The 19,574-nt window shown below is 60.0% G+C and carries 15 protein-coding genes and 3 pseudogenes; 5 read left to right on the top strand and 13 right to left on the bottom strand.

The genetic code is table 11. The features are described 5' to 3' along the window. A pseudogene (locus tag BN32_RS24875) lies at window positions 1-1,148 on the bottom strand (Tn3 family transposase); the annotation flags it as partial. A gap of 102 nt (window positions 1,149-1,250) precedes the next feature. Between BN32_RS24875 and BN32_RS24880 the strand changes: the two are divergent. Both BN32_RS24880 and BN32_RS24885 read left to right on the top strand, forming a co-directional pair. Continuing rightward, window positions 1,251-4,160 carry a Tn3 family transposase gene (locus tag BN32_RS24880; RefSeq protein ID WP_040427719.1) on the top strand — a complete coding sequence of 970 codons (2,910 nt, stop codon included), beginning with the start codon at window positions 1,251-1,253 and terminating at the stop codon, window positions 4,158-4,160. A 141-nt stretch (window positions 4,161-4,301) separates the two neighbouring features. Beyond that, the gene (locus BN32_RS24885) at window positions 4,302-4,868 is read left to right on the top strand and encodes a recombinase family protein (RefSeq protein ID WP_019200192.1); all 567 of its coding nucleotides are present in this window, start codon (window positions 4,302-4,304) and stop codon (window positions 4,866-4,868) included. Here BN32_RS24885 and BN32_RS24890 read toward each other — a convergent pair. From BN32_RS24890 to BN32_RS28090, 3 genes are all read right to left on the bottom strand, one after another. Beyond that, window positions 4,854-5,090 carry a recombinase family protein gene (locus tag BN32_RS24890; RefSeq protein WP_019200191.1) on the bottom strand — a complete coding sequence of 79 codons (237 nt, stop codon included), beginning with the start codon at window positions 5,088-5,090 and terminating at the stop codon, window positions 4,854-4,856. The genes BN32_RS24885 and BN32_RS24890 overlap by 15 nt on opposite strands. A 315-nt stretch (window positions 5,091-5,405) precedes the next feature. After that, complete coding sequence (locus BN32_RS24895; protein ID WP_019200190.1) at window positions 5,406-6,098, bottom strand: outer membrane protein; 693 nt, start codon at window positions 6,096-6,098, stop codon at window positions 5,406-5,408. 667 nt (window positions 6,099-6,765) lie between these two features. Beyond that, window positions 6,766-8,325: a glycine-rich domain-containing protein gene (locus BN32_RS28090; protein WP_019200189.1), complete on the bottom strand. Its 1,560-nt coding sequence runs from the start codon at window positions 8,323-8,325 to the stop codon at window positions 6,766-6,768. A 103-nt stretch (window positions 8,326-8,428) separates the two neighbouring features. Between BN32_RS28090 and BN32_RS24905 the strand changes: the two genes are divergently transcribed. Next, on the top strand, window positions 8,429-8,611 hold the full coding sequence (locus BN32_RS24905; RefSeq protein WP_019200188.1) for a hypothetical protein: 183 nt from the start codon (window positions 8,429-8,431) through the stop codon (window positions 8,609-8,611). A gap of 911 nt (window positions 8,612-9,522) precedes the next feature. Here the strand turns inward: BN32_RS24905 and BN32_RS24910 are convergent. The 6 genes and pseudogenes from BN32_RS24910 to BN32_RS24935 form a co-directional block, all read right to left on the bottom strand. After that, a pseudogene (locus tag BN32_RS24910) lies at window positions 9,523-10,245 on the bottom strand (ISNCY family transposase); the annotation flags it as partial. 332 nt (window positions 10,246-10,577) lie between these two features. Next, the gene (gene pdxR, locus BN32_RS24915) at window positions 10,578-12,041 is read right to left on the bottom strand and encodes a MocR-like pyridoxine biosynthesis transcription factor PdxR (RefSeq protein ID WP_040427720.1); all 1,464 of its coding nucleotides are present in this window, start codon (window positions 12,039-12,041) and stop codon (window positions 10,578-10,580) included. A 3-nt stretch (window positions 12,042-12,044) separates the two neighbouring features. Further along, the gene (locus tag BN32_RS24920; RefSeq protein ID WP_019200185.1) at window positions 12,045-12,767 is read right to left on the bottom strand and encodes an NAD-dependent epimerase/dehydratase family protein; all 723 of its coding nucleotides are present in this window, start codon (window positions 12,765-12,767) and stop codon (window positions 12,045-12,047) included. A gap of 242 nt (window positions 12,768-13,009) precedes the next feature. Beyond that, window positions 13,010-13,762 (bottom strand): DJ-1/PfpI family protein, encoded by a 753-nt coding sequence (locus tag BN32_RS24925; protein ID WP_019200184.1) that lies wholly within the window; start codon window positions 13,760-13,762, stop codon window positions 13,010-13,012. Further along, entirely contained in the window at window positions 13,759-14,376 is a 618-nt protein-coding gene (locus BN32_RS24930) for an FMN-dependent NADH-azoreductase (RefSeq protein WP_019200183.1), read from the bottom strand. Before BN32_RS24930 ends, BN32_RS24925 begins: the two co-directional genes overlap by 4 nt. Then, window positions 14,373-14,846 (bottom strand): GNAT family N-acetyltransferase, encoded by a 474-nt coding sequence (locus BN32_RS24935; protein ID WP_202962536.1) that lies wholly within the window; start codon window positions 14,844-14,846, stop codon window positions 14,373-14,375. Before BN32_RS24935 ends, BN32_RS24930 begins: the two co-directional genes overlap by 4 nt. A gap of 367 nt (window positions 14,847-15,213) precedes the next feature. On the opposite strand from BN32_RS24935, the gene BN32_RS24940 reads away from it, so the two are divergent. After that, entirely contained in the window at window positions 15,214-15,675 is a 462-nt protein-coding gene (locus BN32_RS24940) for a carboxymuconolactone decarboxylase family protein (protein ID WP_019200181.1), read from the top strand. Beyond that, a complete protein-coding gene (locus BN32_RS24945) occupies window positions 15,672-16,097 on the top strand; it encodes a hypothetical protein (RefSeq protein WP_019200180.1) in 426 nt (141 codons plus the stop codon). The genes BN32_RS24940 and BN32_RS24945 overlap by 4 nt, the downstream gene beginning before the upstream one ends. A 110-nt stretch (window positions 16,098-16,207) precedes the next feature. Here the strand turns inward: BN32_RS24945 and BN32_RS24950 are convergent, their stop codons facing one another. The 3 genes and pseudogenes from BN32_RS24950 to BN32_RS27970 all read right to left on the bottom strand — a co-directional run. Continuing rightward, a complete protein-coding gene (locus BN32_RS24950) occupies window positions 16,208-18,379 on the bottom strand; it encodes a type IV secretory system conjugative DNA transfer family protein (protein WP_040427721.1) in 2,172 nt (723 codons plus the stop codon). Then, window positions 18,357-19,412, bottom strand: a complete 1,056-nt coding sequence (virB11, locus tag BN32_RS24955) for a P-type DNA transfer ATPase VirB11 (RefSeq protein ID WP_040427722.1) — start codon at window positions 19,410-19,412, stop codon at window positions 18,357-18,359. Before virB11 ends, BN32_RS24950 begins: the two co-directional genes overlap by 23 nt. Further along, a pseudogene (locus tag BN32_RS27970) lies at window positions 19,375-19,574 on the bottom strand (type IV secretion system protein VirB10); the annotation flags it as partial. The gene virB11 and the pseudogene BN32_RS27970, both read right to left, overlap by 38 nt.

A 19,574-nucleotide genomic window follows, 5' to 3' on the forward strand; every position in this document is an offset into this window, starting at 1 on the left:
ATGGCACCCGACCGTGCCGCCTTAGCCAAACGGTCCAGCCCATCTGTCAGTCGCGCCTTGCGGTCTTCAAGCCAGCTTTCCGGATCAAACGGAACGGTCAATCTGGGCGTGGCCTGTGCAGCTTCAACCGGAACCAAGGCCTGTTTCAGATCTGCATAGCGACGTGAATGGGCCAGCCAGATATCGCCCGATCGAAACGCTTCGCGGAGATGGGACAGAACGGCCACCTCCCAGAGCCGGAGATCATCGGCCGCCTGAGCGTTAAAGTGGCGGTGCCACTTGGAACCACGCCGCAGGAAGCTGGTGGACCGGGATCTGCCATTCCGATTATCAGCAACGCCCCGTGCCGCCTCTACCAAGGGCAAGGCCACGGTGGCCGATTGGATATCAAGCGCCCGCAGCATGCGCGGTGCATATCGCCGGAATCGATGATACCCCTGTACGACATGAGCGATAGGGTCAGCGGACATCGTATCCGTCAGTTCGGCCGCGGTTGCCACAAGGCCTTCAAGCTGAAGCCAACCACAGGACGTTTCGGTCGCGGTATGAAGAGAGGCCTCATCACCCTTGGCTTCCAGAAGGGCAGCGCCCAGATTTTTGAAGGAGCAAAGCGTATCGTGCAGAGCAGATTTTGCATCCGCGATGCGCGCATCGCACAACCTCTTCGCATCCTGCCAGGTCTTGCCCACTATCCGGTCATGGGTCTCGACCACCGCATCAGCAATCCCCGCGTGCCATTCCACCGCACAGACCGCCAGAATGGCGAGACGCCGGTCGCTGGTGATGTCTCGCAGGCCATCGGCAAAATACCGTTCACCCTGGCGGCGCAGTTGCGTAACCCGGTGGGGCGGCAGACCATCCAAAATATCGGGCGATAACCCGATTCCCTGTAAAAACTCCAGGCGATCCAGAAGACGGCTGGCCCCCGCTGAGTTTTTGCCAACCTCAAACTGCCGAAGCCAGATGAACCGGCTGACAGTGCCATCGACCATCTCCGTTAACAGATCATCCAACCGACCCTTCATCATATCATCCAGCCGGTCAGCGATCCGGCTTTCAATCTGGCGCTCGGCGGCGACGAGGGCGTCAGCACAAAGCCGTTCGATGACAGATACGCCGGGCAGGACGGCCCAGTCGGCCCGAAGCTGCGATTTTGGCCAAGTTGAAGAACGTTGTGGGAACACGGCGGTTGTGGTTGACCGCTGAGTTGGCGGGGAATGACGCTCCACTCCGGTAAAAGGAGTGGAGTTATGAGTCTTGGTCTTTCGAGTGGAGATCTGATTGGGCGCTGGAGCCTGAGCTTTTGCGACATTGATTTTGTGAACGGCAAACCGGAGCTGGCGCGGCTGGGATTGGCGGTTCAGCTTAAATTCTTCGCCGCGCACGGCTTCTTTGTGCAGGATCATGCGGCGATCCCGGCCGATGGTGTTTTGTATCTGGCCGAGCAGCTCGGCCTCGATGTTGAAGCTGTGAACCACTATGATTTCGTCGGCCGCACCGCCCGCCGGCATTACGCGGAGATTTTGCAGCACCTTGGCTTTCGGCGTCTGAAGCGGGTAGATCGAGAGCAACTGACGTCTTGGATCTCCAGTGAACTGTGCCCGAGCGGGCAGTCGGTCAGCGCCATGCTCGAGCATGTTTTCCTGTGGTGCCGGGACCGGCGTATTTACGGACCTTCGCGCAAGGAACTGGAACGCCTGGTGCGGTCGCAACGGCAGCACCATCTGGATAGCTGGTTGAGCGGCGTGCACGACCGGCTTTCGGCAAGCACGGTCGCATTGCTGGAGGCTTCAATCGCCGATCCGGAGGGCCAGACCGGGTTCAATACGATGAAAGGCGACGCTGGCCAGGCATCACTCGACAACATCCTCGGCATGACGGCGAAACTCGCCTTCATTCAGAAACTCGATCTGCCACGGGATCTTCTCGCGGCGACCGGCAAGGCCTGGGTGGAGCAGATTGTTCGTCGCGTTGGCGGCGAAAAGGCCTCGGAAATGCGGCGCCATGCACCTGCGCGGCAGATCGGGCTGTATGCGGTTTATCTCCTGTCCCGTGAGGCGCAGCTGACGGATGCGATGGTCGATCTTCTGATCGAGACGGTCCACAAGATCGGAACGCGTTCGAAACGCAAGGTCGTGGGCGATATCGCAAAGGACATCGAACGGGTCTACGGAAAGGAACGGCTGCTGGTCGAGATCGCCAGCGCTTCGATCGAAGAACCGTCCGGGCGCGTCTGCGATGTGATTTTCCCGATCGTCGGCAAGGACAAGCTGGCGGCGATCGTCAAGGAGAGCCAGGCGAAAGGGGCGCTCGATCGGCGTATATATAAGGTGATGCGCTCTTCCTGGGCCAATCATTACCGGCGCATGCTGCCCGACTTGCTTTCGGTTCTGGAATTCCGGTCGAACAACACGGTGTGGCGCCCGGTACTTCCGGCGCTCGACTGGATTCGGAGCAAGATGGATGACGGCTGCCGGTTCGTGCCGGTGCAGGACATTCCGATTGATGAGGTTATTCCCGCCAGGTGGCGCAGTTCCGTCATCGATGGCGATGGGCGTGTGAACCGGATCAGCTACGAGCTTTGTGTTCTCACCCAGTTGCGCGACCGCATTCGCTCCAAGGAAATCTGGGTCGTTGGCGCGGACCGTTACCGGAACCCTGACGACGATCTTCCAAAAGACTTCGAAATCCGGCGTGACGCCTATTATTCCGGCCTCGACCTGACACCCGACGCGAGGACGTTTACGTCTGCCATCCGTTCAGAGCTTGAGCAGGAACTGTTGCTTCTCAACGCCAATATTCCGGACAATGACAAGGTCCGGCTTCTGTGGCGTGGCGAAAACCGTATCTCGATCACACCGTTCAAGCCTGCACCCGAGCCGAAAGGCCTCAATGCGATCAAAGGCGAGATCGGCGGACGCTGGCCGATGACCGGGCTGCTCGACGTGCTGAAGGAGGCTGCACTCGATACCGGCCTTCTGGATGCTTTCGAAACGTCGGCGTCGAGGGTTTCCCTATCGAAAGAGACGCTGGATCGACGGCTTTTGTTGTGCCTCTATGCGCTCGGTACGAATGCCGGGATCAAGCGGGTCGCGGGCGCAACACCCGATGTGAGCTATGAGGAATTGCTGCATGTTCATCGTCGCTTCATCCATGCACCGGCACTGAGAGAGGCGTGCGCGCGGGTTGCGAACGCGACCTTGGCGATCCGCAACGCAGCCGTTTGGGGTGACGCGGGCACGGCCTGCGCGTCCGATTCCACGAAGTTCGGCGCGTGGGACCGCAATCTCATGACGGAATGGCATGCCCGCTATGGTGGGCGCGGCGTCATGATCTACTGGCACGTTGAGAAACGCGCGACCTGCGTTTACTCGCAGCTCAAGCGGTGCTCGTCTTCGGAAGTCGCTTCCATGATCGAAGGCGTTCTTCGCCATTGCACCGACATGGAAATCCAGCGCCAGTATGTCGACAGCCATGGTCAGAGCGCGGTCGGCTTCGCGTTTTGCCGTCTTCTCGGGTTCGAACTCGCCCCGCGCCTGAAAGCCATTGCCCGCCAGAAGCTGGCGATCCCGGACACGGCGATGCGTGCGCGGCTGCCGAATCTCCTGCCGATCCTCTCCGGCGCGATCAACTGGGAGGAGATCGAGCAGCAATATGATGAGATGGTCAAATACGCCGCCGCCATGCAGACGAGAACGGCGGACCCGGAGGCGATCCTGCGCCGGTTTGCACGGGCCGAGGTAATGCACCCGACCTACAAGGCGCTGAGCGAACTCGGTCGCGCGGTCAAGACAATCTTCCTGTGCCGGTATCTTCGTCAGGAGACGTTCCGCCGTGAAATCCATGAGGGGCTGAATGTCGTGGAGAACTGGAACAGCGCCAACGGGTTCGTGTTCTTCGGCAAGGGCGGAGAGATCGCCACCAACCGGGTCGATGAGCAGGAGATCTCCGCCTTTGCACTGCATTTGCTGCAGGCGTCGCTCGTCTACGTGAACACCCGCATGCTTCAGACCGTGCTGGTGGAACCGAAATGGGCGGGCCGGATGACGCCGGAGGATTATCGCGGCCTCACGCCGCTGATTTACAGTCACGTCAACCCGTATGGTCGTTTCGACCTCGACCTGAATAGTAGGATCGATTTTGGGCGGCTGGCGGCATGACCGAGGCAATCCCGATCATCACATTTGGGTACGCCCTAAAGAGGCATTCAAATGTGACGCGCGCAGAGTGTAACAAAAGGGTGGATTTTCGATCAAGGTGATATTACACAATCGGAACCACCCTAATGTTACAGAATCGCCATGGCCCGCATCGGATACGCTCGCGTCAGCACCACAGATCAGGACCTCGATATTCAGAACGAGCGTCTGAAGGCCGCAGGTTGCGAAATCATCCGATCAGAAACCGGATCGGGAGCGTCCCGGAAGGGGCGATCCGAGCTGGAAACCATCATGCAGTTTCTGCATGCGGGCGACGAGTTGGTGGTGCTGCGGCTTGATCGGCTTGGCCGCTCCACCCGCGACGTTCTCAATCTTGTTCATGAGCTTGACGAAAAGGGCGCATCCCTGCGCGTCCTTGAACCCGAAGTGACGACGGCGGGCAGCATGGGCCGGATGGTCATCACCATCCTCGGCATGGTCGCGGACATGGAACTCAAGTTCATCAAAGACAGACAACGTGCGGGCATCGACGCAGCAAAAGTTGACGGCATCTACAAGGGCAGGAAGAAGAATGTCGATGACGCCGAGATTCGCAGGCGGATCACGGCTGGCTCAACGAAAGCCGCCGTTGCCCGTGATCTGAACATTTCCAGGATGACTGTCTACCGCGCGTTGGAAGGTCAAGGTCCGGAGTCAGCTTCTACGTGACTGCACGTTCGCTATCCGTTCTTTGAGTTGGCCAAAATCGCAGCTTCGGGCCGACTGGGCCTGGTCGAGAGAGGCGAGGGCCTTCTTGAGCTGCGGCCGCTCGGCGGTCGCACCGCTGATCTTCTCGCGGAACACTTTGACCGCACCGGCAGCCATGAGCTGCTCCACTTGGGCGGCGGTGTCCTGGTCGTTGGTGGATACGCGGGCGTAGCCGGAAATCATGCCTTATTATGCACGAGACTTATGCACGGCACAAGCGCCTAGAAACACTCGGCTTTCTTTATGTGCATAAGTTTTGACTTATGCACATAACTGTTGCGCTCGCGTGTCGCTGCCAGACGACTTTCCGCATCGCTTACTGCAAACGTGCGCAGATCGCGTAGGCGGTGGAGCTACCCTTATAGCCTGCGGCTGGAGGACAGCTGCAATCACATGAGGTGTTGCTGATCGGATTGGCCGATCACTACCAATCGCAAAAAACCCCGGCTTTTCAGCCGGGGTTTGAAGTATACCAAACTTGGTTAGCGAAATCGAAAGTCATTTTCCGAAAGCGTAGTTCAAGCCGACCTTCAGAGTGTGAGCGGTGACCTTGTTGTCGATAGTAGTCGGACCGATCGCGGCGATGTTGTTGCGGTCGAACTCAAAGTAGAGATATTCGGTCTTTACTGAGACGTTATTCGTCACTGCATATTCGACGCCGCCGCCTGCTGTCCAACCCGTCAGGTCAGCGCTGCGCGAGAAGGTCAAAAGCGGCGCTGCGTTAAGGTAGGTGTCTTCCGATCCGTAAGCAAAGCCGCCGGTGCCGTACACCAAAACGCGATCAAATGCGTAGCCCAGGCGACCGCGCACGGTGCCGAACCACTTCATCTCAGTTCCGCCACTAAGCCCGACCGGTGGAATGCTCGCATTGATTTCGCTCTTGAGGCTGCCGCCCTGAATGTCGGCTTCGATACCGGCAACCCAGTTACCAGCGAATTGATAGTTGTAACCGATCTGACCGCCGCCAAAGCCGCCGAACGACGTGACATTGCCACTGGCAACGCCGCCGAAGTTATAATCGGTTTTATCGCCACCGATGCCGGCGTTCACGCCGATATAGAATCCGGTCCAGTTATAAACCTGAACGAGGACGGGAGCTTTCGTGTAGGTGCGGGTTGGAAGGTCAGCTGCGGAAGCAGCGGCGGTGCCAGCAACAAGCAACGCAAATGTGGCTGAAATAGCCGATTTCATAAAAATTCTCCGGGTTCCAATGGAGACGCCCTTCGTCTCTGATGACGGAACTTAGTTGAAGATGACCAGGGTTACTATTGCTCGAATGCAACAGTCGGATAGAATCAAAGTCGAATCCATCGGAAAAACCCGCTTTTTTGCATTTTGTTAACCGAATTTGGGCGTTGGCACCGGCGGCGATTTCCCAGCCGAAGCACGCTTGAGATGTCCTGCACAGCTCGCCCGCGATCGGTAAGACCTGTGGCTGACCCGTCCGGCTTTGCGTTGTCTGCAACCGTAAGGTCGTCACGATACATCGCGGTGCGAATCGTGCGCCCTGTAAGGCAACCGGGACGTATTGGGATCGTAACCGCACGATCACGGGTGTTGTTCGCAAGTAGCAGATGGCGCAAGCCATGCGTATTCTTGGTCGGCTTAGGGTTTTCGCAATCGTTGCCTTATCTCATAAAGGCGCTCCCGTGTGATGCGCCCGTCACGACGGCCGGGAAGCCGGGTCGCTCCAGTTCCGCCGCGATGGTGGTGCAGGCCGCAACACCCTCAGCGGCGAGCTTTAGCATCAGCCTATAGGTTTGCTGGGCGTGCGTGCGAGCCTAGCCCTGTGACGGTTGACACGAACGCCGTTGGTGACGGTAAGATGCGTGACCATGACCCCGCTGTTGCATGTAAACTAGTTGAACACGCTCACGATGCACTGCCCGGCGGCACCATACCCGCCGTTAGTGGCATAAGCTCCACCGCCACCACCACCTGGCGCACTGCCGTTCGCGCCAATCCCGCCGCCGTTGCCACCCATGGAAGACGTGCCGGCAGGTGTGGTCGATCCCCCAAAGTACGACGCCCCGCCAGCGGCACCTATGATACTGCTTTGGCCGCCATCGCCTCCCACACTCTCTGTCGTAATCGGATTGCCGGTAGCACCACCGTTCGTACCGGCTGCCGTAAGCTGGCCACCCTGGCCTGCCGCAGTCCAGCTGGAGCTGGACGATCCGCCGCCGCCGCCGCCATACGCAGTCAATTTACTACCGAATCTGCTGTTTCCACCCGCATAGCCAACGCCATAGCCCGCAGTTCCTACTCCGCCGCCGGCCCCAATCGTCACCGTCTCGGTGGCACCCAGGGTGGAAAGCAGGAACCACCCGTCACGGTAAGCGCCGCCGCCGCCGCCATTACCCGTCCAGGAGCTGTAGCCTGCCCTGCCACCGCCGCCGCCGCCACCCCAGCACTGCACATACGCCATCGCGTTGGTGCTGTAGCCGCTCGGCTTGGTCCAGGTGCCGCTGACAGTAAACACCTGCCGATCAGCACCCTTGCCTCCGCAGCCGGTGCAACCGCCAACGACGAGGTTGGTGGCACTGATGGTGCCGGACACTTCAAGCGACCTCACAGGGTCACGCGAGAGGTTAATGCCAACTAGGCCGGTGCTGACAACAATAAGGCTGCTGGCGCTGCCGCCAGGATTCATGGTGATGCGGTCGGCAGTCAAACCATCTAGTGATACAAAACCCATAAAAAGGTTGGATGGTTCACCGCTACCGTTATTGATACCTAACCAATGGATGTGTGAGGCATCAAACCCGGCGAGATAAGTACGCTCACCAGCCAACGTTGTATTGCCATTAACGTAGAGCGTTGTGCTTGGCGTAGACGTGCCGATGCCGACAGAGCCATTGGCGGTGATGCGCATCCGTTCGGCCGTGAGCGCGCCGGTATCGTTGTTTACGTCCCCGACGTTGAATGATAGATATTGATGTCCCCAAGCGCCGCCGTTGAAGCCTGCCAAAATATCGGCCACGCGGCGCGGGCCGTTGTCGGAGCCGCTGCCGTCGAACGTTGGGTAAAAGCTCAAGCCGACGTTTTGGATTTGTGCCGTTCCCGGCGCGGTGAGCCGCAGGTTTGTTTGATTCGTATCTGAAATCACGCCAATGAATCGAGCGATGCCGCTGGCATTCACATTGGTCAAACTGGTGTTGCCTGTTACGCTAAGCCCGCCCGCCGCCACTGTGGAGATCACCAGACTTCCGCTGCTGGAAAGCAGCCCCGCCGCGCCGTCGCACGCCACGTCGCGGCCGTCGGTGTAACATAGTCGGTTCGCCGTCAGCTTTGGCGTAACCGGATCGGTCATGCTGACAGTGGCGTAGTCGGCCCATTCGGCAGCATTCGCATTAGCGATAAGCCCCGCTCCGGCCATGAAGGCGAGGGCGTAAATCAAGCGATGCGGGCGCAACATGCCTGCATCGTAAGTCGTTCAATAAATTTGCGCAGCTAAGGTGCTTTATTATAGGGCATTCGCGTCCTATCACTTTCGCTTTCCGTTCTGTCGAGGTAACAGCATGAACCACAATGTTGCTTATGTGATTGCCGCGCTCGCCCAGGAGACGGGCGGTAAACTGCAACAGCGCCATGCGCTGCGGCTGGCGGAATCCTATATCGAACTGCACGCCAGACTTTCTAAGAAAACCAAAACGGCCAGGCGCAAGCGGCCACTTCGCCGCTTGAGCCATGGCAGCCGCTAGGCGCGATCTGCCGCCGCCGTCATAGGGCGGCCGGAGGCCGCTTGCACTGCCCTTGACGGCATAGGCGGCGATTGCGCCACCTCAACACACACAGAACCGGCCCTAGACGGGCGTGCATCCCTTCGCGTCATTCACCGGATGACGTGCGGCCACAGCCTGCCTCGATGACAGATGTAAGGCCGATCTCCGATGCACCCATGTGTGTTGCCTTTCTTGCTTTCGGCAACGCGAACGAACGCGCCCCCACAGTGCGCTGTAGTGAGTGAGCGTTGGGCCTGGGTGTGGGCGCGGCCCGAGCGCCCGCTGCCCTGCGGGAAGGCGAAGCCCTAAGCATGGCAAGGCGGAGAGGTTGAGAGGGTGCGCCCTCTCGATGGCGCGTGTTGCCGCGCCACCACAGGGCAGGGGCGTTTGCCCGCCCTGTCACTACCGGCTCCAGGTAGTGACAGGGCGGCCCGCTATACGCGCATCGCATTTGGTGAGATTCAAAAACCGCAGAAATCCGCCAACCTTGCCGAACGCGCCGCATGTGTCAGGCGTCGGCTGTGATGGCTCTGCATAAGTGCCTGGCGAGTGCCACTCGGCATTCGCTGGTTAACTAGCACGAAACATCAGGGCAACAGCCCGCAACTTTTGAAAGGATATAGACGACCAAAAAGCACGAGCGCGCTCAATGAGCGTGCAGCAAAACCGGCGGCGAGGCGAGGGCCTTGCCCAACTGCTGAACAATAAAACCAACCAGCGGCGCACGGCGCAACGCGCACGGCACCGGCAGCCCATGGAGGCAACCACTTGAAAGGATGAACGCGACCAACGCTGCAAATGAGACGGCGGCCGACGCCGCTGAAATCCCTCAAACCGAATGGAGGCACTTGGAACGGGACGACGTTTCGCTAACGGACAACCGGCCCTTCGCAGAGAATCTCGATGTTGAGCTCCGATAAGGCCCGTCCGAACTGCGTCATTCCGTTGCCGCTGACCGCGTTCTCGTTCGACACCCGAAAGATGGAATGCTTGTCGGAGTAGAAGGCGACCGGCTTGCCATGTCGACCAAGATAGGCCTTCAGCGCCTCGAAATACGCAAATGTGCTCTCCGAGGCGACAAAACGCAGCTCCATCAGTCGGCTTGTTGCATCATCAACGAATACCAGCAGCGTACAGGGAGCCGCGCGACCCTCGAACCAGCGATGCTCCGAGCCGTCGATCTGAATCAACTCGCCAACATGCTCGCGGCGATACCGAGGCTGCTGGATCCGCTTGCGCTCGGCCCGCGATACCCAGATTCCTGCCTGCCGCATCCAGTTACGCAGCGTCTCCCGCGAGACCTTGAGATCATGACGCTCCTCCAGCTTCTCGGCCGCAAATGTCGGTCCGAAGTCGGGGTAGCGCTGGCGGACCAGAGTGATCGCGTGATCACGCACTTCGTCGGACAACCGGTTGTTCGAGGGGCGGCCACGCCGCTGGTTGGCGATCGCTGAAGCACCGCCTTCGCGATATCTGCTCAACAGCCGATACGTCTGCCGCGGTGTTACGTTCATTAAGCCAGCCGCAGCGAGGACGGTCAGTCTATCGCTATCCAGCCGTGCCAGAACATCAAGACGGTTCAGCTCGCGCTTGCTCATCAACACTATGCCCATCGGAATGACAGCCTCCAAAGTCCCCACAGGGACCAGAAACTGACATTTGAACTTTGCTCAGTGCTGACATTTTAGCTTTGCTGCTACAGATCAGATTCGCATAAGGTATATTATGGAACTAAGTGCTTGAATTCATTAATTTATCTTCTTATATTCCGTCAATGATGTCAATCAGGCTTCGGCATTCGGCACGGCTCCGCGCAGCGCGATCGCCCGGAAGGTCTTATCGTGCTCAGCGTTCAGGCGGGCATCGCCGCTGTTGTGGATGGGTGAGAGTCACCTCTCCGGTCCGCACACAAGCTGGACGTCTTCCATCGGACGGCTCTCCTGGCTTATTCCGGCGAGCGAAGCGCCGTATTAAAACTTCCTTTTCCGGTTAGCGGCGCTCTGATGATCGCCAAAAGTCTCTTGCAATCGTGATGTATGCTTCTTTCCAAGACGTTTGCGATGCCAAGTAATAGCCCAGCGTGTGACCGCGATGCATTCGCATACCATAAGGAGAGCGGAGCAGGCCCGAGATCGAGATGCCTAGCTTCGATTGCTACTCCTTCGTCGTCGAAGCCGTTCGGAAGGGGAAGGAGTACGGAAAGTCCGGCCGGCACCGCGTTATTGACGCCTAAGCTCGTCAATACCGTCAGTAAGCTCTGCCTACGTTGCGCATAAAGGCGACGCATCCGGCGCAGGTGTCGCAGGTAGTGTCCCTCCCGCAGGAACTCGGCAAGCGCAAGCTGCGAAGCGACACTGGGCGGCGCGCCTAGCCATGTTGCAACATCGATAAGTCGACGGGCAAGCGGCAGCGGAGCGACTACGAATCCGATGCCCACCATCGGCGCGATCGTCTTCCTGAAGGTGCCGAGATGGATCACTCGGTCCGAGCCGCCACCCGAAGCGAGGGCGTTCGCCGGGCGCCCGGAGAGATGGAGTTCGGCCAGGTAATCGTCTTCGACGATCCAGGAACTAGCGACGTGAGCCCATTGGATTAGCTCCGAACGACGCCGTTCGCTCATTGCCGCGCCGCTCGGTGCCTGCTGTCCTGGGGTAACGATGGCAAGAGCGGCGTTCGGTGCCAGTTCAAGGCCTTGCTGAACATCGAGACCGTCGCCGTCGACGGGCACCGCAACCGGATGGACGCCAGAGAGCTCCAATGCCAGTCGCGTCACCGGATAGCCCGGGTCCTCCACCCAAGCCTGTTTGCCCGTCGCGTCGATGCTACGGAGCGTCATGGCTAATCCTGCGCGATAGCCAGACGTCACGATGATCTGTTCCGGTGAACACTCGATTCCTCGCGCGATTGCGACATGTGCGGCGAGCGCCGATCTCAACTCGGCTAATCCGCGCGGATCCGAATAGCCTGTCCGAAGCGCCGTTACGTGGACTGCCTGCCTGTGCAGTCGAGCCCAAAGCGTCGCCGGAAATGCGTCATCTGCCGGAACCCCCATCTGGAACACGAGCGCATGTTCGGAGCGGTGCTGGAAGTCTGGAGGACGCAGACACTCCGTTTCCGCCACTGTCGGGGCGCCCTTGAACGGTAAGGGATCGCTGACTCGCGTGCCTGGACTAGCCGCTGTTGTCAGCAAACCGCGGTCAATCAGTTTCTCGTAGGCTGCCTTTACAGTGCCTCGCGCCACGCCCAGCTGCGCTGCAAGGTCACGCCAGGACGGAAGCCTTGCGCCCGCGGTTAATGCGCCCTCAAGAATGGCGGCCTCGACATGCTGACAGATCTGGTCAGTCAGCGTCACGGGGGCTGCGCGATCGAGCCTCAGCTCCTTTATCTTCGACCGCTCAACCGCGACCATTTCTCACTCCTTCCGTTGCAGCCGGAAGTCGGCGCTCCATCCCAGACGTTCGACGGCCTTGGTGATGGCCACAGCGCCACCGGGTTCTGCGATATTATAGGCGCCTGGTGCTCCGCGATCGAGCGCAAGAAATGCGGCATACGCCGCAGCCTCCACATGCACTGGCGACGACCCCGTGGGATTCGCCGACCAGGCGCCGGGGCCATAGAGCTGCCCATAACGAAGCACGACGCCCTCGACTTCTGCCTGTCGCAGAACACTGCGTTCCAACGGCACGACCCCATCACGGACGGAGATCCCCCGAAGACCGTCCGCCTCCTCATCGAGCGGATCGCTTTCATAGTAGGGCAGCTCCTTCGGCGCGTAGGCCCACGCGATGCTTTGCGCGATCAGTCGCTTCACGCGGCCCGCGCGCGCCGCATGAGTGAGATTTGCCGTGCCTTCTCGTCGCAGACGCGCATTCCGCTCCAAAGATTGCGGATCCGTGCCGCCTGACAGATCGGTCAATTGATGAATGATGACGTCCGGCTTCGCCTCTAGGACGGCGTGCTCCAGCGTCTCTCGATCGAAGACGTCAACCACCATGCCCTGGATCCCCAGGCCCTCCAGAGTTGCCTTTCCTGCCGCGGAGCGGGAGGTGCCAATGACGCAATGGCTGGCATCGCGAAGAAGACTGACGAGAGGGCGACCGATGGCGCCGGTGGCACCCGCTAGAAACACGTTCATTGGCGCACCCCGAGCACCCTGCTCCCTACCAAGCGTCCCAAGTGGCCAGCGGCCGGTGTAGCGTCCTCGTGTGGCGGTCCGAAATAATCCCGCGAACAATCTGTTCGGCGCGGACGCGAGACCTCGTTCTTGTTGCACCTCGTTGCGTCCGACCAAAGCCAGCACCCGGAATGCAATGCCGGTCGCTGCCGGCCTGAGAGGAGTTTCGGTGTGCAATGACATGCTACCAATGGCTTCGCCGATCAGTCTTCCAGCCCATTGAGCTTGGCGAAAGGATCATCCGAGGAGTCGTTATTCCAACGGTACTCGGCACCGTTCGCGATGCTCTGCGCCTTCTCGGGCCCAAAAAGTCGCGCAATGAGGCCCAATGCCATGTCGGTGCCGGCGGAAATACCAGAGGACGTGAAATACTTCCCGTCCTCCACCCATCGGGCCTTGCGAACCCACTGAACTTCGGGGCCTTGGCTCGTCGCCCATTTGAACGCACGTTTGTTCGTGGTCGCACGCACTCCGTTCAATAATCCCGTTTTGGCGAGAATCGCGGCGCCGGTACAGATCGAGGCGACGTGCGGTGTCGCCTGTGCGAGCGCCTTCACCGAGCCAATGAAGGATTTGTTGTCGACCTCACGGCGGGTTCCGATCCCGCCCGGGATCATGAGAACATCAAGTGATGGCGCATTGGCGAAGCTGGCGTCCACCACGACTGCGGGTCCAGCGCTGCTTGCGATCTGGCCAGAGCGTTCGGCGAACATGACAATCTGAACCTGGTCGCGGAGGCTGCCGAACATTTCGAGAGGTCCGAATACATCGAGCAGTTCGAACCCCTCGAAAACAACCATCCCAACAATCATTTTGCCATCTCCAGAAGTTTGCCCCGGGCGCGCTGTCGCCTGAGCTGTTTCCGCACGCGGGAGCGACAGCATGATCGTCGCCGCTCCAATGTTGATCACGAGCGATCGTCGGGACACGCGACGACGCGTAATGTCGCCACTCATCGAGCACCTCCGATCTTGCTCAGGTCGAGGGCCGAGAGAGCTGCCTCTCGTGCCTTCGCTGCCTGGCTCAGATCGAGAAATGCTGTAGCCTGCACGGGAACAAACTGCAGCGTCCTCAACCCAATGCATTCAAAGGCAGCCGAAAGATACGGGGACAGGAAGTCCGGCTGATTGGCACCCGCACCGCTGAACACGCCGCCTGAAGCGACACCGATAAAAACAGGGCGGTCATTCAGCATTCCGACCTTGCCCGCCGGCGTCGGCATGATCGTCCGGCCTACACGCAAGAGCTGGTCGATCCATGCCTTAAAGACTGAGGGAACGGTGAAGTTATTCATTGGCGTGCCAATGACGATGACATTGGCCGCTTCGACTTCTCGGATCAGCTTTTCCGACAACCTAACGGCGTCACTTGGAGCTGCCTTGAGTGCTGCCGGCGAAGCCAAAGCCGCAGCATATTGGGCATCCGCGTGTGGAAGCGGCTCGGCACCCAGATCCCGTCGCTCGATCTTGGCATTAGGCTTGATGGAAAGCAGCCGCTCAACGATGCCGGCCGAAAGCTGTCTGCTGTGCGAACCCGCTCTTGGACTGCAATCGATATGGAGGATGTTCATGACGCGTCCCCCAAAGGCTTGTAGAAGCCGACGATGGCGTCTAGCAGTCCTTCACGCTTGTAGAAGCGACGTGCATTGGTATTCGTCGCAGCCGTGTCGAGAACCAGCCGTCGGCAATGCGCGTCCTTGCCGACCGCCGACAATTCAGCCAGCAAAGCCGCACCCAGTCCCTTGCTTCGTTGGTCTTGGGCGGTGACCAAGTCGTCGACATAGAGGAAGTGGCCGTGGATCAAATTCTCCATCGTGCGGTAGCCGGCAACTGCCAGCACCTCCGTCCCCTGCCATGCGGCGAGAACGCGATAGCCGTCCGTCGCCATACCCGATGCCCGCTCCACCCACTCGGCCGGGTCCTTGAGCGCTGGCCGCAAGAGAGAGATCACCGGAAAGCACGCTGCCAATTCGTCGGGAGTTGAGGCGCCGCGAAGAATTGTCCTCGATGGCATGGCGGCTGCGGCGGTGTGTTCTGGCATGACGGTTCCTTGCTACGTCTACTTGATCGCTGAGGATTAGCGCCGCGCCTCGGCCCGCATTAGGTCCGGAAAGCCCCAATCCGACTGGACCAAAGGCCGGGCACCATGCCCGGGGTGGACGCCTTTCGGCGACATGAAATTGCAGCGCTATGGGAAGAAAAGTCTAAACAATCCCAGAGGCATAGCGCAGCTCGGCGCGGTGTGCCGGCGGAGCTCGTGTCGAGATCGTTTGGCCCGAGCGGTGCCCGGTCCAGTCCGATCGAAGCTTCTTGGTCCTACAGCCAGGCGACGCCGTGCGACATACGTCTCCCAACGATTGCAAGGCGAGGATTTCCCCTCGCATGCACCCCGATAAGAACGGTATTCGATGGGAACCAGACTGGACTACATGAAGATTTCGCCGGACGGCGTGAAGGCGCTCGGTGGTGTCTATAGCTATGTCAAGCAATGCGGACTGGATGAGACGTTGGTCGAGTTGATCTTTCTCAGGACAAGCGAGATCAACGGCTGCGCCTACTGTATCGACATGCACACACGCGCGCTCCTGAAGATGAGCGTAAAAGCCGATAAAGTCGCACTGATCCCGGTGTGGCGCGAGGCGCGCGCGCTTTTCAGTGACCGAGAGCAAGCGGCACTCGCCTGGTGTGAATCGGTGACTATTGTCGCGCAGACCCATATTCCCGATCCGGACTTTGCAGCAGCGGCGGGCGTATTCAGCGAAAAGGAGTTGGTCGATCTTACCATCGTGGTCGGTCTGATGAATCTCTTTAACCGCATGGCTATCGCGTTCAGGAAGACGCCTGAAGCCGTGCTCGCGGTTGGCAAATGAGCGGCAGCGACGCGATTAAATGGATTGTCCTCGTTCTCGTGGCGATCCTCGGGGTTCTTCTCGGTGCCAACGGCATTCTGATGGTGGCGTTCCCCGAGACTTGGTTCTACCAAGTGCCGGGCGTCGCCCGCACTGGCTTCTTCAATCAGCATCTCGTGCGCGATCTGGGCATGCTCTACGTCTTGATCGGCGTTGCGTTCATCACGGGTGTTGTGCGGCCGGAGAGCCGATTTGGCTTCTGGGGCGCAGCAGCCATCTGGCTGACCGGCCATGCCATCTTCCATTTCACCGAGGTTGCGGCCGGAATCTGCGGCGCAGAAAATCTTGCAACCGATTTCCCGGGGGTGACGCTACCAGCGATCATTTCGATCATCGCAACGATCTGGGCAGGCAGGCAGCCGATGGCAGGCAATGCGCTGTAACGTCCGCCTGGGGCAGATGCTTCTCGGCACAATGATAAGGCTCATATTGCCAGGAGCCCTTATCCTCACGACGTCACAAGGATATGCGCCCGCCCTACGCATGCCCGCTTTCATTCGGACCGCCCCTCATCGTCGCCGAACGATTCGTTGAGAGAACGGAGCGCATCGACCGCAGCCTGCATCTTGGGGGCAGACTCCGCACGCAGGACCTTCATCATCGAGCTGAATTCCTCATCCTGACCGTCTGTTGCGGCTGCGAGGATTTCACGCAAATCACAACTTTCGCCAGCCGGCACGGCTGGGGCCTCGCCAAGTGAAAGCGACTTCGCGACGGGACGCGGCGCTGTACGGCGAGGGGTGAGCGCTAAGGGTGGGTCCTTCTGCTCCGGCTGCACCACGCTGTCCGCCGCTGGCGCCGCCGTGCCCTTCTTGCGTCGCGCTGGCGTCTTGCGCTGCTGGCCCTGAGCTGTTCCCTTTTTCATGATTGCGGGCTTGGCCGGAGCAGCCTCTTTGACCGACTCTGCCTCGGAGTCTGGCCGCGGCGCGATTGCGCCCGACAAGTCCTCATCCTGCCATTCCTTGAGCCTCGGCAGCGACGGCGGAGATCCTTTCGCTGCCTCATGGAAGGCCCGGTATGGCTTATCGAGATAGTGGCGGATCTTGGTCAGCTCGAACGACGGCGAGTTCTTCACCATCAAGATCGACAGGCGGGCCGACATCTCGCGCAGCTCGAGCGGGCTGCGCAACGGCCGCGGCGTATAATGCGGCGTCCAAACACGGGGCGCGAAAATGCCCTGCCCCGGTCGCATGACAGGTGTCTTGTAGACCTGTGTGGTCTCGCCGAGCATCTCAGAGACGAATTCGGAGGTGTCGAGGTCATTGATCTGGATGAAGAGCTTGATCTGTGAACCCGAAACGGTCGTGACGCGTGTGCTGCGCCCATACAGTTCATCGAGCTGCGCGATGTCTTGCATTACGATCGCCATCCGGAAACCGTACCCTGCCGAGATCGTGATTTTCGAGATCAGCGAATCCATGCGACCGACGTGGTAGAACTCATCGAGCATGAGCAGCACCTGATGCGGCTCGTCGGCGCCGGGGATCTTCTCCATCAGCAGGTCGTGGATCTGCTGGAACAGAATGCGGATCAGCGGCCGGAAGATGGAGAGCTCGGCGATCGTACAGCCGATGAAAATGGTCATGGGAGTGCGGCGGAGCTCTCGGATGTCGAAGTCCGACGTTTCCGTCGCCGCCGAGATCAATCCGTTGTTCCACAGGCTCATCGCCATATTGACGTTGAAGACCGCGCTGTTTCGCGTCTCCGGCTCAAGCGCGATGTACTGGTTGAAGCTATCGACGACCCAGGTTGGCAGGTGCTGGCGCTCCGTCTTCACGATTGCCCTGAGGACCGTCGAGATGTCCTTGCCGGTCGTCGTCATGCGCGCGACCGTGCGCATGTGCTCGGCATCTTTGGTGAGCGGCGACGCGAGCACATAGCCGATCAACGACGAAAGCAGGAGCCGGCCGGCGCCGGCCCAGGTGTCGTCGGCCTTCTCTGGGATGACGAATGAGGCGACCACCAGACAGTCGGTCGCCATGCGCTCGTCACGGCGAACGAAGTCGAGCGGGTTGTAGCGGTGCGTGTCGGGCGAACCGGGTGAGAACATGAAGACCTTGTTGCCCATCGCGCGCCGATGGTTTGCCAAGGCATCGAAATTCTCGCGCTTCGGATCGAAGAAGACGGCCGATCCTTGCCAGAGATACCCGTTCGGAAGGACGAATCCCGTGCCCTTGCCCGAGCGCGAGGGACCGACCACGAGGATGTGCGCTGGTTCATCCGAACGGATCGTGGTGCCGTTTAATGTGCCGAGAATGATCCCCTGCTTCTTTGTCAGCCCTTGCTTGTCGGCCTCCATCAATGTGCCGAATCGCGCTGCGCCATAAGGCATCTGCCGCCGGTTCACGATGCCGAAGATTACGCCGCCAGTTGCGAGCGCCAATACCGCCCCTGCGGCGTAGCCGGCACGGATGACCGCCTCGATCCGCGTGGGCGCGTATAGAACACGTTCGTAGAAATGCTGCCAGGCGATCAGAAAGAAGCCCGTCGACCGGTGGGCGTTCTGCATGCGCAGCAGCGCCCATCGCGTCGCGCCCTCGCTCGGAAATCGGGTTGGCGCCCAACGCAGGCCCACGGCAATCTCGTAGGCGAGGCTCCAGAGCAGCCAGAACGCGACCGCGCAGATGATCGCGACGCCGATCCTAAAGGCTGTGACGCGCGCCATGGTCCCTCCCCGCTTCGCGCTCGGCCCGCCACTCAGCCATGCGCGAGAAGTGAATCGCGGAGGTTCCCCGCCAACCGCCGACCTTAGTCTGCTGAATGACGATCGGCAGGACGGATTTGATGTAGGCGACGATCTCCTCACGTCGAAGTCCAAGACCGGCTTGCATCACCATGAGGGCGAGCTGTTCGAAAGCACCGGCCGGGCTGTCGGCATGGACCGTGGTGATGCTGCCGGGATGCCCCGTATTGATCGCGCGGAGGAAGGAATAGGCTTCCGAACCGCGGATCTCGCCGAGAAAAATGCGGTCGGGTCGGAGCCGCAGCGACGCCTGCAGCAGCATCTCAACCGTGACGCGCGCCTCGCCCTGGTCCCCCTTCGACGCGACGAGCGGAAGATAGTTCTTCTGGATCGGGTTGACCTCGCGCGTGTCTTCGATGGTGATGATGCGCTCGTCTTCGGGCACCTCTTTGAGGATCGCGTTGAGAAACGTCGTCTTGCCCGAGCTCGTGCCGCCCGAAAGGAGAATCGAATACCGGCTGACGACGGCAAGCCTGATGAACTCCTCGATGCGGCCTTCATCGAGGTGCTCGCACAATTGGCGGTCGATATCCGATAGCGCGCCCTCGCCCGCCGTTTCCACCTGTTTGAACGAACCGAGCCTGCGATAGTCATCGAGCCGCATCTCCTTGATGACCTGCTTGCGGATGGCAAAGCCGCCGCCACCGGTCGTTGCGGGCGGGATCACGCCCTGAAATCGCTCTCCGGTCGGAAGCGCAGCGGAAAGCAGCGGATGCTCCTCGTTGACGCTCTGGCCGGAATGGCCGGCGACGCGCTCGGCGAGGTGGCGGATCGCCTGTTCGGTCAGCTGCTCGACGGCGTGCCGTTCCATGGCCGCCTGACCGAAGCGCTCGACCCAGACCTCGCCCGGACCGTTCGCGCAGATCTCGACGATCTGGTCATCCTCGAGCCAGCGGCGTACCGGCTCCAAAGCTCGGTCAATGAAGACCGTCAGGCTTCTGGCCGGCGCGTTCACGTTTGATCTCCTGGAGGGCCTCCTTGACCGGATCTGGATAGAAGGCAGAGAAGTCGAGGTCCCGGCGCACAAAGACGATGATCCGCGTTCCTTGGTCGAGATAGATCGGTGGGCGGGATGTTGATCGAGGTTGACGGAGCGACCCTCTGGCGCGATGTTGGT

It is taken from the genome of Afipia birgiae 34632 (assembly GCF_000308295.2).
GTDB lineage: Bacteria > Pseudomonadota > Alphaproteobacteria > Rhizobiales > Xanthobacteraceae > Afipia > Afipia birgiae.